9 protein-coding genes and 1 rRNA gene are annotated in these 15040 nt (G+C 44.5%); 5 read left to right on the top strand and 5 right to left on the bottom strand.

What is annotated here, in order from left to right:
- Position 1: 1 nt before the first annotated feature.
- Complete coding sequence (locus MusilaSJ_RS12455; RefSeq protein ID WP_274990241.1) at positions 2-838, top strand: alpha/beta hydrolase; 837 nt, start codon at positions 2-4, stop codon at positions 836-838.
- Between the two features lie 43 nt (positions 839-881).
- Positions 882-2510, top strand: a complete 1629-nt coding sequence (locus MusilaSJ_RS12450; protein WP_274990240.1) for a GH35 family beta-galactosidase — start codon at positions 882-884, stop codon at positions 2508-2510.
- A 185-nt stretch (positions 2511-2695) separates the two neighbouring features.
- Here the strand turns inward: MusilaSJ_RS12450 and MusilaSJ_RS12445 are convergent, their stop codons facing one another.
- From MusilaSJ_RS12445 to MusilaSJ_RS12435, 3 genes are all read right to left on the bottom strand, one after another.
- Positions 2696-3880, bottom strand: a complete 1185-nt coding sequence (locus tag MusilaSJ_RS12445) for an alginate lyase family protein (protein ID WP_274990239.1) — start codon at positions 3878-3880, stop codon at positions 2696-2698.
- Between the two features lie 417 nt (positions 3881-4297).
- Positions 4298-4549, bottom strand: a complete 252-nt coding sequence (locus tag MusilaSJ_RS12440) for a hypothetical protein (RefSeq protein WP_274990238.1) — start codon at positions 4547-4549, stop codon at positions 4298-4300.
- Positions 4550-4573: 24 nt separating this feature from the next.
- The gene (locus MusilaSJ_RS12435; RefSeq protein ID WP_274990237.1) at positions 4574-7744 is read right to left on the bottom strand and encodes an ATP-dependent helicase; all 3171 of its coding nucleotides are present in this window, start codon (positions 7742-7744) and stop codon (positions 4574-4576) included.
- Positions 7745-7826: 82 nt separating this feature from the next.
- Between MusilaSJ_RS12435 and MusilaSJ_RS12430 the strand changes: the two genes are divergently transcribed.
- Positions 7827-8393: a hypothetical protein gene (locus MusilaSJ_RS12430; protein WP_274990236.1), complete on the top strand. Its 567-nt coding sequence runs from the start codon at positions 7827-7829 to the stop codon at positions 8391-8393.
- A gap of 72 nt (positions 8394-8465) precedes the next feature.
- Here MusilaSJ_RS12430 and MusilaSJ_RS12425 read toward each other — a convergent pair whose 3' ends face one another.
- Positions 8466-10178: a glycoside hydrolase family 3 protein gene (locus MusilaSJ_RS12425; protein WP_274990235.1), complete on the bottom strand. Its 1713-nt coding sequence runs from the start codon at positions 10176-10178 to the stop codon at positions 8466-8468.
- A 198-nt stretch (positions 10179-10376) separates the two neighbouring features.
- On the opposite strand from MusilaSJ_RS12425, the gene MusilaSJ_RS12420 reads away from it, so the two are divergent.
- Entirely contained in the window at positions 10377-11060 is a 684-nt protein-coding gene (locus MusilaSJ_RS12420) for a porin family protein (protein ID WP_274990234.1), read from the top strand.
- A gap of 259 nt (positions 11061-11319) precedes the next feature.
- Here the strand turns inward: MusilaSJ_RS12420 and MusilaSJ_RS12415 are convergent, their stop codons facing one another.
- Positions 11320-12705 carry a methyltransferase RsmF C-terminal domain-like protein gene (locus MusilaSJ_RS12415; protein WP_274990233.1) on the bottom strand — a complete coding sequence of 462 codons (1386 nt, stop codon included), beginning with the start codon at positions 12703-12705 and terminating at the stop codon, positions 11320-11322.
- A gap of 776 nt (positions 12706-13481) precedes the next feature.
- On the opposite strand from MusilaSJ_RS12415, the gene MusilaSJ_RS12410 reads away from it, so the two are divergent.
- Positions 13482-15002: ribosomal RNA gene (locus tag MusilaSJ_RS12410) — 16S ribosomal RNA — on the top strand.
- Positions 15003-15040 lie beyond the last annotated feature (38 nt).

Here is a 15040-nt window from a genome sequence, read left to right as displayed (position 1 = left end):
TATGAAAATCCTTAAAGCTTTAACCCTGTTACTGCTACTGCTTGATTTGTTGGGGACGCATGGTTTTGCGCAGCAGGTTAAGCCGGTTACTATCCCCAACTCCGAACACCGGCAAATGCACTCTAAACTCGCGGGTAATGATTATGATATTTATATTCATTACCCGGCAGGCTATGATACCGCTAAACAGAAATTTCCGGTATTGTACGTGGTTGACGGTGATAACGATTTTTCACCATCGCTGGAGTATTTAGGATTATTGATGGCCGAATATCATATCCCCGAGCCCATATTGGTAGCTATTGGCGACGGTGGCCTGATTGGTACTGCCGGTAATAAGCGCAACCGGGATTTCACGCCGGTTGCATTTCCCAATGTGGCCGAAAGCGGTGGGGCACCGGTATTCCTTGCTTTTATTGAAAAAGAATTGATCCCATCGGTAGATGCCGGTTTAAAGGCCGATCCTGCAAACCGTACGCTGTACGGATATTCAATGGGTGGCTTATTTGCCACTTACACCTTGTTTGAAAAACCAACGCTGTTTAAAAATATCCTGATAGGCAGCCCTGCATTGGGTTATGGTAACGGAGCTGTATTTGAAACTGAAAAGCAATATGCAGCCAAACATAAAAGCTTGCCCGTAAGTGTATTTATGGAAGTGGGCGGGTTGGAAACTCCGGGACAGGTTGTGCCTAACAAACAATTGGTGACGTTATTGGAAAGCCGTCATTATGAAAATCTTGTTTTTAAGCATATTATTATTGATGATGTTACTCATTTATCGGGTAAACCTGTTACCATGCTCAAGGCTTTGGCATGGGCGTATGCACGTAAGTAACAGATAAGATTGTTTTTTTATATCCGCGTATTCAAAAAGAGTTATGAAGGCTCGCATATTGATATTTGTTTTGTGCTGTTTGGTAGCCTTTAAACCTAAGGCACAAAATACCGTAAAAGCGATACCACATATACAATATTACGGCGGTAATGCCGAACTATTGGTAGACGGGGCGCCGTACTTAATGACAGGCGGCGAACTTGGAAACTCGAGCGCCTCAAGCACGGCCTATATGGACCCGATTTGGCCCAAACTGCAAAAAATGCACCTTAATACAGTGATAGCGCCGGTTTACTGGGAACTATTGGAGCCACAAGAGGGCAAGTTTAATTTTACACTGGTTGATGATTTGATCAAAAGCGCCCGGCAATATCACATGAAACTGGTGCTGCTTTGGTTTGGTACCTGGAAAAATAGCATGAGCTGTTATGCGCCAGGTTGGGTTAAAACCAATCAGAAGCGTTTTCCGCGTGTGGCAAACAGCATGGCAGGTCCTGAAGAGATCATTACGCCGTTCTCCAAAGATGCGTTGCAGGCAGATACTAAAGCTTTTAGCGTGTTAATGCGGCATATTAAAGAAACTGATAGTAAGTTACACACAGTGCTGATGGTACAGGTTGAAAACGAAATAGGCATGCTGCCCGATGCCCGCGATCATTCGAAGTTGGCCGATGAAGCTTTTAATCGGCCGGTCCCGACAAAGCTAATCTCCTGGTTAAATTCGCACAAAGACAAGCTTGTACCCGAAATGCAAAAAATATGGCAGGACGGAAGAAGTAAAACTTCAGGTAACTGGGAATCGGTTTTTGGCAAAAACCCGGCTACCGACGAGCTGTTTATGGCCTGGCACTTTGCTGAATATGCCAACGCTGTAGCTAAAGCAGGCAAAGCGGTTTACCCGCTGCCGATGTATGTGAACGCGGCTCTTAACGCTCCCGGTAAAAAGCCGGGACAATACCCGTCTGCGGGCCCCTTGCCGCATTTGATTGATGTATGGAAAGCAGCAGCGCCAGATATTGACTTGCTGTCGCCCGATTTCTATAATCCTAACTTCAAATATTGGAATGATCGCTATACCCGGCCGGATAATGCATTGTTTATTCCCGAGCATCGTTTTGAGGATGGAGTGGATGCCAAAGCTTTTTATGCCATTGGCCATTACAAAGCGCTGGGCTTTTCTCCTTTTTCTATCGAAACTGATAACAAAACGGCAGGAGCGCCACTTTCCCAATCGTACAATATCATTCATCAGTTATCAGGCGAGATCAGCAAGGCCAAACGCAAGGGAACTATGGAAGGTGTATTGTTAAGTAAGGATGCGGACACCGTACGACTGCAAATGGGCGATTACATGCTCATGGTTTCGCATGATTTAACCCTGGGCTGGTCGCCCAAAGCAAAGGATGCAAACTGGCCGTTAACCGGAGGTATTATAACGGCTTTGGCTAATGATGAGTTTTATGTAGCCGGCACAGGTTTGGTCATCAGTTTTAAGCCGGTAAAAGATGGATTACGTGCAGGTATTTTACAGGTAGACGAAGGCATATTTGTTAACGGAAAGTGGCAGCCGGGGCGCCGTTTAAATGGCGATGAAGATCACCAGGGAAGGCACTTAAGGATCCCGTTGGGCGAATATGGGATCCAGCGGATTAAGCTTTATAATTATAAGTGATCCATACAAAAACAGACCGGGTTAATTTCGGCATGTTGGGAATAATTTCAGTTATATATTTTGCGGATGCTGCTCACCGTTAATGCAGAAGTCAATCTGTATGAAGCAAAAAAAGCCGCTCCGTTAAATGAGGTCAGTCATAAACGGAGCAGCCGGGATAAAATTTTTATTAAGCGAATGCTTTATTAAAATGTGGTTGGCACATTGTTATGGGTGTAGTTTGTCCAGCATAGGAAACCGATATCTCCATTAGGCAGGCCGTTACCGTCGCATACATAATTGCTGGCGATGTAACTGGTTTCGGTAGTGCCGTAATGACGATTAGCCACCTCAATGCCCGGCCAGATGGGGTTGTTTACATTTCCGTTAGGTGAGCATGGCGGCGACACTGTGCCGTGCATCAGCTTGTATTGGTAATTAAACCCGGTTAACAGGCGACTGCTGCTGGCCGAGTAAATAGACAAATCCCCTTGGATGCCTGCGATGTTTGCGGCATAGCTCAATCCGGTAAGAGAGTACTGGTAATGCACATAATCATTGTGCGATCCACAGATCTCGCCGTTCATCGAACCGTCTGATGCAATTACATTGGGCAATACAGTTTTTACAGCAGTAATGCCGTTTTGGTATACAGTTTGGCTATCTTCAAACACACCGATAGCCATTTTTGCATATCCGGCAGATACGTTCCAGTTGTTGTTAAAGTTGGGCACGTTATTGATGTAATTATCTTTCATGTTGTTCAGAAAGTTTACAAACTGGGTATTTTCGGCTGTAGTCCAGCCGCCGCCAACGCCGCTGGCCGGGATGTAGTATTTGATGATTTCGGCAGCCGCGGCGAAGGTAGGCGCAGCCCACGAAGCCTCAAGCGAAGCCTGGTTAGGCTGTGAGCCGGTTACACTGAAGTTTTGAAAGCTATTGGCCCAGCCATCAAGTATTTGTTTTACAGTAGTTGCATACGACGCGTTACCAGTTTTAGCCCAGCGCAGTGCCAGGGCATAGCTTAACAAGGCGTCGCCTTTAAAAGCAATTTCATCGGGTGTGGTAACGCCGCCGGCAACCTGTACTGTGGCTTTATAAGCACCGCTGGGGCTATGGTTGTTGCAATAGTTGAGTACAAACTGGTAAGCCGCAAGCCGGTTGGCATCATTTGAGTTTGCTTGCTGGCTCACATAATCAAGCGTTTGCTGCGTGTTGAGGATGCCGGGATGGATAAAGCCGGTAGCCTGGGTTTTTAATGCCGGTGAGGTAGCATCATTGCTTGCCGTCGCCGGTGCGACTTGTTTTTTTGTGCAATAAGTAAAAAATAACGCTACAAAAAGGGCCAGGCCCAATAGGGTTGCAAAGGTGGTTTTTGGTTTGCTGTTCATAAATTGGTTTTTAGTTTACAATTGGGTTCACCGGCATAGCTTGTAAAACAAACAGCTTAAGGCTACCAGGGCACGCTATTGCCCTGCATTAGGTTTTACCGTTGTTTTAAGAAGATGCCGGATAATTGGTTTGATGAAACAAAATTATTGTAAAGTATTGATTAAAAGCAAGATGCAATGGTGTCGATACGCTTTGTCCACAACGGCACTTCGCGGTTGGGGACGCTGTTTTAATGGAAAAAAAAATTAAAATTTTTTTGCCTGATACGGTTTATCCGCATAACAAGAGAAGAATTGGAGCTTGTTCAGGAAATAGTTTTGTTGATTAATATAAAAACAAAAGTCTGTAATTGGTTTATTACAGGCTTTTGTTTTATCCTTTGCTATCAGTATTTTGATATATACACGTTTACTATGCTACTCATTGATTAAGAACCTCCCTTTACCATGATAAAGGTAAAGCTTGCCGTTCAGTTCAATTTTTATTACCGACATATACTCATCCTGCTGGCGTTCAGGAATTGGGATGTACAATAAGCCCGGTACCGCGCTCCATGAAATTTTGCCGACAATTTTATAGGTTAGCGGTGAATCGTTGCCAAGAACCGTTATTTTTTTGATGCTGTTCTTTAATCCTTTACCAATACCGGTGCGCTTGGCGGGAGACACATGTGATAAGTCTCTACGTTGAAACTATTCTCCTTCCTCCTCCGCAAGAATCCCCAAAATCTCATCGGCCTGTTTAAAATTGCTTTTTACAAAATGACACCAATCGCATTCTTTTTTGCCGCAGCCTGTGCTGAAATCGTGCGCCATGATTCTGGCGTAAGTTTCGGTGATCTGGCCGGTTACGGTTTCCATGTCATCGGGTGTTATCACAAATTTTTCGCGGTAATATTCGTTGTCGGCTACGGGTTCAACAAAATCAAATACAGTGCTTACAACTTCCCAGTCGTTGCTGCGGTCATGATCAACAAGGATCTTGTAAAAAACTGCCTGGCGCCAGTAATCTCCTCCGTTGGGCAGATCATTGGTTGGGCGCATCAGTTTTTCTTTGGCATTTTTTACTTTACCCGTTTTATAATCAACAACAGTAGCCTGCTTGCCCTCAAATTCAATTTTATCCAGGTTACCTTTAATAGGTACGCCGTGTACTTCAATATTTTTGATAGGGCGCTCGGTTACCGCTATTTTGTTCCAGTGAGGTACATTTTGCTCGTAGTATGGCGGCAGGATCTTTTCGCCATACGCCGAGCGCAGTTTAAATTCATCTTTAGTAAATGAATCGCGATTGCGGGCCATATACCATCTGAACTCGCGCATGAAATTTTCCGTACTTAAAAACTCGTTGTCATTATCCTTCAACTGCCTGTATGTTTTGTTGAGTGCCCAGTGTACCGCCTGCCCAAAAGTAGCCGCCGGACTTTTACCCGATGGCACCCTGATCAAACATTGAAAATAAAACCGCAGCGGGCAATCCAGGTAACTGCTCAGGTGGGTTACTGATAGGGTGTAATTCTGCAGCAGCTGGTTGATGTAGTTTTTATCCAGTAATTCAACCTTTGGTTTTTCGGCTTCGCTGAATTGGGTTGCCTGAAACTGGATCATATCCATGGCATCCACTTTAGGGTATTGTACCTGCATATTGGTGCTGGCTAATATCTCGCCTATAAACTGGCTTGCCTCCTGGTCTTTGTCCTTCCTGTCCTTAGCCGCGTATGAGATCATAAGGTGCTGCTTGGCACGCGTTACCGCCACATAAAACAGGCGGCGCGCTTCCTCTTTCTGTGCAATTTCATCAGCGGCGGAACGGGTGAGTGTATCGGGATAGCTGAAACCGCTGTTACGGCCTTTGCTGTCCCAGGTACGTTTGTCGCAGCCAATAAAAAACACATATTCAAACTCAAGCCCTTTTGAGCCGTGTGCGGTGAGGAAGTTGACACCATTCTCCGAAAAGATGCTTTGGTTAAGCTCCAGGCGGATCTGATGTTTCTTCATCATTTCGATGGTCGAGATCAAATCAGGCAGGCTGATGTCGGGCCTTTTGCGGCTTTCATCTTTCAGGAAATCGAAAAAACTGGTAAGCATCTGCATGTAACTGCCCTTATCCTGCTGCTGCATTATGTATTTCAGGATGCCCATTTTGGCTATCACACTTTGGAAAAGCTGCTGCAGCGTAACGCTAACCGACTCTTTGAGCAGGTAATCGATATTGCTTACGAGGTACCGCATCTCCTGTTGTTGATCGGGGTGAAAAAGGTCTGCCTGCTTGGGTGGCCTCATCTCGCTTACGTAACGGCGGATAGAAGTTTTAGGCTGATTATAAGCCAGGGTACCAAAGTTTTCTTTAAACACGGCAACGCTTGCCTTGGCAATTTCAATAGGAGGGATGTTAAAGAAATCATAATGCATGATCTCAAACAACAATTCATCTCCGCTGTATGGCGAATCGAGCTCCATGGCAAGGTAACGTAAGATATTAATGATCTTTTCGCCAAAGGGTTGGGTAAGCACGTCTATCTTGCGTTTGGTGTTTACCTGGATCTTTTGCACATCCAGAAATTTGATCATCTCCTCAACCTGGTTGTGGTTGCGGTAAATTACCGCTATCTCGCCGGGAGGTACACCGTCAGTAACCAGTTGTTTTATCTGTAGCGATACATCAACCAGTTCTTTATCAGGGTTCTCGTACTCCCGGATCACCGGCTCGACCAACAGGTTATTAAAACGCGGATGCGACGATTTTAACGCTTTATCTAAATTAAGCTGACTGGTTAACCGCTCAAAATTATTATCGATAAGCGCTTTTGAAATATCGAGGATCTGCTGACTGGAGCGATAGTTATGTTTTAGCACTACGGTGTATAGCGTGTCTACATAGTCATTGGCAAAATCAAGGATGTTTTTCATGTTAGCTCCCTGAAATTTAAAGATCGACTGATCATCATCGCCTACCACAAAAACATTCGGGGTATCCCAATAATTAAGCAAAAAGCGCAGCAATTCGTTTTGCGATCCGCTGGTATCCTGGAACTCATCAACCAGAATATACTGGTAACGCTCCTGGTAACGGCGCAGGATTTCCTCATTATCGCGGAAAGCGCGCAGCACCCAAATGATCATATCGTCATAATCATAGCGGCCGCGCGTTTTCATTTTTTCTGTATAGTTTTGATACTCTCCAACAGCAGCCAACAGTTTTTTCATCACGTCGTGCGCGGCGTCGATATCTTTTTGTTTCGGATCACCAATCTTGATGCCCGCTTTGGCATTAGCCCGTTTATAAATAAACTCCTCGCGGTTAGGCAAATCTTCAAGATAGTCATTTACCGCCTGTTCGATCATTTCGGCGTTCCAGTTTTCCCGCTTCATAGTGCTGAACAGGCTTTTAAGCCGGGGAACATCGTAATAAATATCGCCCGTAAAACGCTTCAGCAGGTGATCGTTCGGGAACTCATCAACCAGTTCCCGGAATAGCATAGCCGATTCCAGGTCGGAAAGCGACTCCAAATTCAGCTTGCCGAAATACTCAAGGTTCTCCTGGATAATCTCATTACAAAAAGCATGGAATGTATATATATTTATCCGGTAAGCATCTGGGCCAATAAATTCAAACAGACGTTTACGCATGGCCACTGCGCCGGCATCGGTATACGTTAAGCACAGGATCTCGCTGGGTAAAGCGTCTGTATCGGTCAGGATTTTGCCTATCCGCGCTGCCAGGATTTGGGTTTTGCCCGTACCGGGGCCGGCTACTACAAGTACCGGGCCATCCATTTTGTTAACTGCGGCCAATTGCTCGGGGTTTAAACCGGCTAAGGCTTCCTGAAATTTAGCGTTATATTTATTGAATGTAGATTGCATAATATTTAGTAAAGATAAAAAAGGATGCTGCTGCATTTGCAAACAGGATAATAAATATGATATTTAGGCTATAATATTAACCATGGAAAAACCTTATCAGGGGCGGGCGATAGTTGAGGATAATTTCGAGTATCTCAAAATTACTATTCCTGTAAAACGAAATTATATCTCCATTATATGGATTTGTTGCTGGGTAACTTTTTGGGGATATTTTGGAGCATCTGCATTTGGTGAACTTTTCAATCCCCCTAACGAATTTGGCCACGTATTTATGTTGCTATGGATAAGCGGTTGGGCCCTTGGCGGAGTTATGGCAGTAAAAACGATAATTTGGTTGTTTTGGGGCAAGGAGATCATCGAAATTGGAATGGGCACCTTCAGCATCAACCGAAAAAATGATCTTTTTACCCGCGAAAAGATTTACGATCTTAATGAATGCAGGGAGTTTAGGATCAGGGAAATAGATTCAGAATCTGACCGGAAATTCTGGTTCGTATTTTATTACCGGAATAAAGAAAAGGGAACTATAGCATTTGACTATGGCATGCGAAACTTCTGCTTTGGAGAAGATCTTTATGAGCCAGAGGCACAATACCTGTTGAATGTTATGAAAAGTAAAAAAGTATTAACTGAAAGCCAGTTTAAATAACAGTTATGGGCTGTTAGATTATTTATAACTGCGGCGCACCTAACCTCTAATCGCCAGTCTCTAATCTCTTTCCTACAACCCCATCCCCGTTGTGAAAAAAGCATTCACACTCACAGGCAATTTTCCCGTAGGTTTTAAACGACCGCTCAATACTTTCGCTGCCGATTGTTGTAACTCGGGCGACATCTGGTAGCAAACCAATAAACTGCCAGCTTTTTCAAGCCCCGGCAAACCAGCTATGGTATAAGCATTGGCAAACACACTGAATGCCGTGTTTTTGCGTGATGCCAGATCGGCAATCATCAGTTTTACATCGCTGCTGTAGTCAAGCTTGCTTTGCGGGCGCTGTCGGGTATCATGTATGCCCACAATTACTTGCCGGTATTGTTTAAGCCAGTTCAGGATATTGGCAACTTCAATCGCCGGTGCATCTTTATTAACTATAAATATGCGGCTGTTCGGGAAACTTTTTACAACCTCCATCTGGAAAAGCGTTGGCGAGCTTACACCTATACTCACGATGGCTGTTTTTAAAAATGGATTAAGCTTTACATTATTGTTCTTCAATTGGGTTACCGCGGCATCGCTTAGTTGTTGTACCAGTGCTTTGGCTGCATCGTTGTTAATGTCTCGGCTTAAATTGGTTAAAGCAGTTGGCTTGTATTGATTAAGCCCTGCCCAGTATTTGGCAACTAAGATCTTTTTGATCCGCGCTTCAAACTCAACAGCACTAACGCTGCCATGCCTCACAGCTTTGCGGATCAGGCCGATGGCCCGGTCGGAGTTTTCAGATAGTTCAATGATATCATTGCCGGCAATAAATGCCCTTACATCGGCTTCGCCGTTGGGGAAATATTTGGTTACCCCTTTCATTTCCATCGCATCGGATATCACCAGGCCTTTAAAGTTTAACGAATCTTTCAGGATTCCGGTAATAATAGGGCGCGAAAGGGTTGAGGGTAGTTTTGGCGTATTATCTAAGGAAGGGATCCCCATATGAGCGATCATTACCCCGCTGATACCCGCATTGATGGCTTCCCGGAAGGGGTACATCTCCAATGAATCTAATCGGTTACGACTATAAGGAAGCAGCGGCAAATCAAAATGCGAATCGACATTGGTATCGCCATGCCCCGGAAAATGCTTGGCCGAAGTAAGCAAGCCTGCATCCTGCATGCCTTTAAAATAAGCAATACCTTTTTTGGCCACGTTATACATGTTATCGCCAAAAGAACGGTAATTGATAACCGGATTGTTAGGATTGTTGTTCACATCCATATCTGGGCCAAGGTTCATTTGCATGCCCAGGCGTTTAAAATCATAAGCTACCTGTTGCCCCATTTTGTAAATCAGGTTATTATCCTGTATGGCACCAAGGGTCATTTGGTATGGATATGATATGGTAGAGTCCAGGCGCATACCCAGGCCCCATTCGCCGTCCATAGTTATAATTAAAGGTACTTTGGCCAGTTTTTGATACTTATTGATTAGGTTGGCCTGGCGCACCGGTCCGCCCTGAAAAAATACAACGCCCCCCAATTGCTGTTCTTTAATCACCTGCCCAACAGAATCTTCATAGGCTTTCCCTTTATTGGTATGCGCCCGTACAAATAATAATTGTGCAATCCGCTGCTTGCGGCTCATTTTATGATACACCGAGTCGACCCAGCGGTTTTGTTTGCTTAACAACTGGATATAACTTTCTTTTTGTGCAAAAACATCGGCGGTGAAAAATGTGAAGATGATAATCAGCAGGTAGAAAATGCGGGTTTTAGAAGCTTGCATAGGCCAAATGTAGCGTTATTCTGAATTTTTGATGAAAATGATGTTACAACTATTACAAAAATCAAACCGCTAATAAACCTTTGTGTTTTTTATTAATCTATCACGTTATTAACATACATATAAGGAAAAGCCGGCGGCAACCGGTAAACTAACGGGCTAACGGCTTTTCCCGCCACTTATTTAAAACAGACAAATACGATGAAAAAATTACTTTTCTTGGCAATGTGCCTTTTTACCGTAGGGACAGTTAGCGCGCAGGGGTATTACTATGGACCGCGTCATCGCCGCCCTCCCCGCCGGGTTGTTGAAAGATCCCAGCCCCAACGCCGTTATGATGATTTTTACACTCCCAAGGTTGGTTTGGCAGTAGGTTTAAATGTTTCAAACACGGTTGATGCTTATAACAGCAATTACAGTTCGAGTTCACTTGCCGGTTGGCATGCAGGTTTAACCTTTGATGTGCCTATTATCTACCCGCTATCATTTGCGCCCGAAGTATTGTTTTCGCAAAAAGGATATGAGGTAAATGACAGGGATGGGAATTTTACGCAGCGCACCAATTATATTGATGTGCCTTTGCTGGCTAAGTTTAGGGTAGTAAGAGGCTTTAACCTTTTGGTTGGTCCGCAGCTTACCTTCTTAACGTCAACCAAAAACACCTATGAAAGCGCTTTGGGTACCAGTGTCGATCATATTGATAACGATGCCAGTCATAGCTACGTAGCCGGTGTAGTTGGTGTAAGCTTTGATATTAACCGCAATGTGGAGATCCGTGGCCGTTATAACATCGACCTTGGCGAAAACCGTCCATATGCTGATCAAAACCTGCCCGATTACCGTAACCAGGTTTGGCAAATTGGTTTAGGGTTTAAATTTCAATAAATTATCAGGTATTAGGGGCAATGTCCTTTTTATACAGAACTTGTTTCTCGCGCAAAGGCGCTAAGCCGCAAAGGGAGGATATTTCCAAACTTTGCGGCTTTTTTTGTAAGGTTAATCTATTATTATTATTATTATTATTATTATGGCGTTGCCTGCGGCCGGGCTATTCGCTCATACTCCACAGGCATTAGCCACGGGCCGGTATCCGCTACTATCCCTAACGCTGGAATGGCTTAATTATCCTGAATATAATAGTATACTACCATTCTCTTGGCGGATGTGCCGAGAGGATCCTTATTTCTTTAGGGTAATAATTATTGATCCGGTTGGGTAGTAGCTTAGCCCAGCCAAGCGGATGCCCTTCAAAGGTCATGAGCGTCCAGCCCTTATCTGTTGTGGATAGTTCGATATTATCCCGCCGCAGGTATTGGATTGCCTGATCTTTATTAAGGGGCGTTTCCAAAACTGCATCTTTATTAATTATAAGGCTTAGCGCCAGTTCATGATCAGGGATCAGATCTTTACCGGCAAGCTTACCTATAATTACCCCCGATTTTTTAATATAAAGATGGCGCTGTAATATATTAAGAGTTTCTTTATGTGTGCCGTTAATAGCCATCCAGTCGTCATTTACCTTAAAATAATAAAAGTCGTTGGGGTTAATAATATATGAGCGAACCTGGTCAAGTTCCTTACCCGGTAGTTTTTGCTGGGTATTGTTTTTAAAGGAGGCCAGATCGCCGCTGTTTTCTTTTTTTTGCAGGCAGGAGGCAAATAAGCCCTCGCCTTTTACTTTGCCCGGGTAAAAGCGGTAGCCCCAGGCTTTTTTTTCCGGCGACTGGGTTTCAACAATGCCCCATTCCTTATTAATTGGGATACGTACACTTTCCAGTTCAAACTCGGTGCAAAGCCAGTCCAGGATGTCCTCGTTTTCCTGGTGCGAATATGAGCATGTACTATATATAAGGTACCCTTCTTCTTTTAAGGCCGGGTAAATGTCGGCCAGTATGCGTTCCTGCCGTTGGTGGCAAAGATTCACATTGCCTTCCGACCATTCGTTCATCGCGTCCGGATCTTTTCGGAACATGCCCGAGCCCGAGCAGGGGGCATCAACGAGTATGATATCAAAAAAGCTTTTCAGCCTGCTGAAATCTTTAGGATCATTATTGGTGACAATGGTATTGGCTGTACCCCACCGGTTCAAATTATCTGTTAATATAGGTACACGTGTTTTAATGATCTCGTTTGCCACTAATAAATCGGCAGGTTGCAGGGCCGAATTAAGCAAGGTGCTTTTACCTCCGGGGGCTGCGCAAAGGTCAAGTACTTTTACCGCATCATCATTATTTTGGTTTTTTGTTTTAAAAATATGATCAATAAACATTGATGATGCTTCCTGTACATAGTAGCAGCCGGCATGAAAAAGAGGATCGAATGTGAACGACGGGCGGCTTTCAAGATAATACCCGTTGGCACACCAGGGTACATTTTGTGTGCTTTTTAAGGCAGATGGTTTAAAAGGATTAACCCTTACAGAGGTTGGAGCCTCCTCAAACCGGTGCGCTTTTACAAAATTTTCTTCATCGAAACCGTTTTCCGCGCTCAATGATGCGATGAAATGCGGAGGGAAATTATGCTCATTCATATACATTTCAAATATACACATTAGCTAAATGCCCGCCTTTACCTAATTATGAGGGTGTTTGGGGATGTATTTTGCCTTAATTTACAGGTAGTTGTAAAATAGGTTTAATTATTTGAAAATATATCTTGGTTGGTAGCTGGTTTTCTGTGTACATTTGTGACCGCTTTAGAAAAAGAGGCGTTGTTTTTTGAAAATTAAGAGCGAATAAAAAGATTAAAAAAAGTGAAATTTTCACTTGCTAAATCAAAATGAAATTCGCACCTTTGCAGCCGCTTCAAACAGGAGCGGTAGTTCATACAAAGGGGTAAAAGAATCGGTGCTGAATAGGGAAAGAGAAGGAAGATAAGCACTATCAAAACTTTCAGAAATAAAAAATAAAAAAGTTTTGGAAATAAGAAAAGGTTTTCTACCTTTGCAGACCCAAACGGAAGGGTGCTTGAGAGAGCGAAAGATTTGAGGCTGAGCGAGTTCAGTCAATAAAAGAAGGAAGAAAGTTAACGATGGTTAATGAGTAAAACAAAAGAGCCGAAAGCGATTTTCGGGGAAACAAACTGACAAGTTAAGCAATGCGAATTGCGACGACATAATAGCTGATTCGGATGATGAAGCGAGGAAGTTCTTTTAAGAAATGGAAATCATGTAGCGTAACGGGAGATTAACCAAAGCTAAGGCTGAGGAAGATTGAAGAGTTACAAAAAAGAAGAGAGACTGTATAAAGATATATAATACAGATTCTATTAATTAATAATAGGGTCAGTGGTTAAACAAAACATTTTACAATGGAGAGTTTGATCCTGGCTCAGGATGAACGCTAGCGGCAGGCCTAATACATGCAAGTCGGACGGGATTGAGGGGCTTGCCCTTCATGAGAGTGGCGCACGGGTGCGTAACACGTATGTAACCTACCTTAGTCAGGGGGATAGCCTCTCGAAAGAGAGATTAAGACCGCATAACATTATGCTGTGGCATCGCAGGATAATCAAATATTTATAGGACTAAGATGGGCATGCGCAACATTAGCTAGTTGGTGTGGTAACGGCATACCAAGGCGACGATGTTTAGGGGATCTGAGAGGATGACCCCCCACACTGGTACTGAGACACGGACCAGACTCCTACGGGAGGCAGCAGTAAGGAATATTGGTCAATGGACGGAAGTCTGAACCAGCCATGCCGCGTGCAGGAAGACGGCCCTACGGGTTGTAAACTGCTTTTGCAGGGGAATAAACCTTCTTACGAGTAAGAAGTTGAATGTACCTTGAGAATAAGGATCGGCTAACTCCGTGCCAGCAGCCGCGGTAATACGGAGGATCCAAGCGTTATCCGGATTTATTGGGTTTAAAGGGTGCGTAGGCGGCTTTTTAAGTCAGGGGTGAAAGACGGTAGCTCAACTATCGCAGTGCCCTTGATACTGAAGAGCTTGAATGTACTTGAGGTAGGCGGAATGTGACAAGTAGCGGTGAAATGCATAGATATGTCACAGAACACCAATTGCGAAGGCAGCTTACTAAAGTATGATTGACGCTGAGGCACGAAAGCGTGGGGATCAAACAGGATTAGATACCCTGGTAGTCCACGCCCTAAACGATGAACACTCGATGTTGGCGATATACGGTCAGCGTCTAAGCGAAAGCGTTAAGTGTTCCACCTGGGGAGTACGCCCGCAAGGGTGAAACTCAAAGGAATTGACGGGGGCCCGCACAAGCGGAGGAGCATGTGGTTTAATTCGATGATACGCGAGGAACCTTACCCGGGCTTGAAAGTTAGTGAATGTGACAGAGACGTCACAGTTCTTCGGAACACGAAACTAGGTGCTGCATGGCTGTCGTCAGCTCGTGCCGTGAGGTGTTGGGTTAAGTCCCGCAACGAGCGCAACCCCTATGTTTAGTTGCCAGCATTTAAGGTGGGGACTCTAAACAGACTGCCTATGCAAATAGAGAGGAAGGAGGGGACGACGTCAAGTCATCATGGCCCTTACGTCCGGGGCTACACACGTGCTACAATGGATGGTACAGAGGGCAGCTACCTGGCAACAGGATGCCAATCTCTTAAAGCCATTCACAGTTCGGATCGGGGTCTGCAACTCGACCCCGTGAAGTTGGATTCGCTAGTAATCGCGTATCAGCAATGACGCGGTGAATACGTTCCCGGGCCTTGTACACACCGCCCGTCAAGCCATGGAAGCTGGAAGTGCCTGAAGTGCGTAACCGCAAGGAGCGTCCTAGGGTAAAGTCGGTAACTGGGGCTAAGTCGTAACAAGGTAGCCGTACCGGAAGGTGTGGCTGGAATACCTCCTTTCTGGAGCAGTATCTCTGAGTGACTCGGAACTGTTCGCT

The sequence above is a fragment of the Mucilaginibacter sp. SJ genome, assembly GCF_028993635.1.
GTDB lineage: Bacteria > Bacteroidota > Bacteroidia > Sphingobacteriales > Sphingobacteriaceae > Mucilaginibacter.
The sequence above is the reverse complement of the archived record's forward strand: the minus strand, read 5'-3'. Positions and strand labels throughout refer to the sequence as shown.

Coding starts and splice junctions, on each gene's coding strand:
- MusilaSJ_RS12450 (WP_274990240.1), top strand. CDS start 882: ATGAAGGCTCGCATATTGATATTTGTTTTGTGCTGTTTGGTAGCCTTT.
- MusilaSJ_RS12430 (WP_274990236.1), top strand. CDS start 7,827: ATGGAAAAACCTTATCAGGGGCGGGCGATAGTTGAGGATAATTTCGAG.
- MusilaSJ_RS12455 (WP_274990241.1), top strand. CDS start 2: ATGAAAATCCTTAAAGCTTTAACCCTGTTACTGCTACTGCTTGATTTG.
- MusilaSJ_RS12420 (WP_274990234.1), top strand. CDS start 10,377: ATGAAAAAATTACTTTTCTTGGCAATGTGCCTTTTTACCGTAGGGACA.
- MusilaSJ_RS12425 (WP_274990235.1), bottom strand. CDS start 10,178: ATGCAAGCTTCTAAAACCCGCATTTTCTACCTGCTGATTATCATCTTC.
- MusilaSJ_RS12445 (WP_274990239.1), bottom strand. CDS start 3,880: ATGAACAGCAAACCAAAAACCACCTTTGCAACCCTATTGGGCCTGGCC.
- MusilaSJ_RS12435 (WP_274990237.1), bottom strand. CDS start 7,744: ATGCAATCTACATTCAATAAATATAACGCTAAATTTCAGGAAGCCTTA.
- MusilaSJ_RS12415 (WP_274990233.1), bottom strand. CDS start 12,705: ATGAATGAGCATAATTTCCCTCCGCATTTCATCGCATCATTGAGCGCG.